The following is a 2,630-nucleotide window of genomic DNA, read 5'->3' on the forward strand; positions in this document are numbered from 1 at the left end:
GACGCCGCCACCGAGATCGGAACCGTACAGGCCTTTGTGCCCGGAGGGGCCACGGGCACCTTCACGATCGAGGAGGACGCCTCCGGCCTGTTCGAGATCACTGCCGCGGGCGTACTGAGCCTGATCGAGGGCAAGAAGATGGACTACGGTGCCGCACAACAGCACACCCTTACCGTGAGCGTGAACGATGGCACCAACACCCGGAGCGCTGTGATCACCATAAACGTATTGGAGAACATGGATCCAACGGGCGATGCACAGAAGTTCACGGTGGCAGAGGACATTGCCGACACCGATGCGATCGGAACGGTGGTGGCCACCGACCCCGAAGGCGATGCGCTGACCTTTGCCATGAAGACCAACGACAACGACCTGTTCGAGATCACCGAAACAGGCGAACTGAGCCTGGCACCAAGTATGAGCCTCGATTATGAAACGGCCAAGAGCCACGAGCTGGTGGTAACGGTAAACGACGGTACCAACCAAGTGGACCTTACCGTACAGGTGAACGTGACCAACGTGGTGGAGACCCTGTTCGACGACCCCGCCTCCTTTATCACCACCTGGAAAACGGATACGGATGGCGAGGAAGTTAAATTCAGATTAAAAGGTTCCAATTTGACCATAGATTGGGGCGATGGCCAAGTGGAAACGAACTTGAACATAGATGGATACAAAAGCCATTTCTATACATCCGCCGGCACCTACACCGTAGCCATCAAGGGGGATTTGAATGGATTTAATACTAATTTTTTTTCAACATCGTCTTTTCTTGTGGGCATGGAACAATGGGGCACCGCCCAATGGGAGGATATGAGTTCAATGTTTCGAAATGCTAAAAACATGGTCTACAACGCCACGGGCGTACCGGACCTTACCAAGGTTACCGATATGTCCTACATGTTCCTAGGCGCCTCTTCCTTTAACGCTGATCTGAGCGATTGGGACGTTAGCAATGTCACCAATATGGCACGCATGTTTGAAGGGGCCACTTCCTTTAACGGGGCCATCGGTAATTGGGACGTAAGCAATGTGATTAGTATGGAGGGCATGTTCTATAGTGCCACTGCCTTTAACCAAGACCTCAGTGGTTGGGCCGATAAATTGGGCAATGTGACCAATATGTCCGGCATGTTTGCCGCGGCCACAGCCTTTAACCAAAATTTGAGCGGTTGGTCCGATAAATTGGGCAATGTTACCAATATGTCCGGCATGTTCACCGCGGCCACAGCCTTTAACCAAGATTTGAGCGGTTGGGACGTAAGCAATGTGACCAATATGTCCGACATGTTCGCCGGGGCCAAAGCATTTGACCAAGATTTGAGTGGTTGGGGCGATAAATTGGGCAATGTCATCGATATGTCAAGTATGTTCGAAGGGGCCACTGCCTTTGACCAAGATCTGAGTGGTTGGAACGTGGTCGGTGTCACCGATATGTCCCACATGTTCTGGGGGGCGAGCGCCTTCGATCAAAGTTTGGCAAGTTGGAACATTGGAAATGTTACCGATATGACCGGTATGCTGGACAACAGCGGACTATCCCCTGCTAATTTGAATGCTACGTTGATAAGTTGGTCCACTCCTACCCAAGGCTATGATCCCCCTATTAACATGGTTATCGGAATAGATGGCCTTGCTTTTTGTGGACAAGAGGCTTTTGATGCTGCTAATACTTTAGATCAGACTTATGGATGGACGTTTGAAGGCAACTTTATCGTTAATCCAGTATGTAACTAATTAAACGAATTCCCGATAATCTTCCATTATTGGAATTGTTTTGCCACCGGAGGGCCGCAAGGTTTTTCGGTGGTTTTTGTTTGGTAGATTTTAGATATGGGTATTGAGTAGTTAGTAGTTAGTTGTTAGTAGTGAGAATTTGGAGAACAGACATAAATCAAAGGTTAAGTGTTAAGTGTTAAGTGTTAAGTGTTAAGGGTTAAGGGCAAAATTACATTGCTCATGTAACTATTCGAGAAAATTCGTGGAATTAGTGTCGATACTTTCCAGACATCAGCAGTCAGAAAACAGAGGACAGAGCAAAGAATCCAACCATCCAAAAATCCAAGAATCAAGAGTACGGAGCCAAGAAATAGTTATAAGTGCTAAATGTTCAGTTTTAATTGATTCGAGTGAATTGGTGGCATTCGTGTCGATACTTTCCAGACATCAGACATCAGACATCGGATATCAGAACGAAGAATCCGAAAGTCCAATAATCCAATAATCAAGAATACGGAGCCAAGAAATAGTTTTAAGTGCTAAGTGTTCAGTTTTAATTGATTCGAGAAAATTCGTGGGATTCGTGTCGTAAAGCGGACCGTTTTTGGTTGCTCGTTATCCGTTATTTGTCCATTGTTCCTTTACCCTACACCAAAAGAAGTTTCTTTGCTTCGCCCAAAAAATAGGATGCGTGGTCATTTCGACATGAGGAGCCTTGCGACGATTGAGAAATCTCCTTAATACCGAACTTGCGTTGCCTTGCATGTCTCGACTGCCCCTTCGACTGCGCTCAGGGTGACCGCTCGACATGACATTGTTCATTGTCCTTTGTTTATTGTCCATTGTTAATTGAACATTAACCCTTGACCATTCACCTTTTACCCAAAAAAGATTCTTCACTGCCAACTGTT

Annotated in this window: 2 protein-coding genes; one reads left to right on the forward strand and one right to left on the reverse strand. The window is 47.0% G+C overall.

Annotation, left to right across the window (positions count from 1 at the left end; translation table 11 throughout):
- The coding region (locus EO131_RS06445; RefSeq protein ID WP_127020091.1) for a BspA family leucine-rich repeat surface protein at positions 1-1,737 on the forward strand (1,737 nt) is incomplete at its 5' end.
- Positions 1,738-2,334: 597 nt separating this feature from the next.
- Here the strand turns inward: EO131_RS06445 and EO131_RS17260 are convergent.
- Positions 2,335-2,630, reverse strand: a 296-nt coding sequence (locus EO131_RS17260; protein ID WP_206512857.1) for a hypothetical protein, incomplete at its 5' end; no start/stop codon positions are given.

This window comes from Flagellimonas beolgyonensis (genome assembly GCF_003992615.1).
GTDB lineage: Bacteria > Bacteroidota > Bacteroidia > Flavobacteriales > Flavobacteriaceae > Flagellimonas > Flagellimonas beolgyonensis.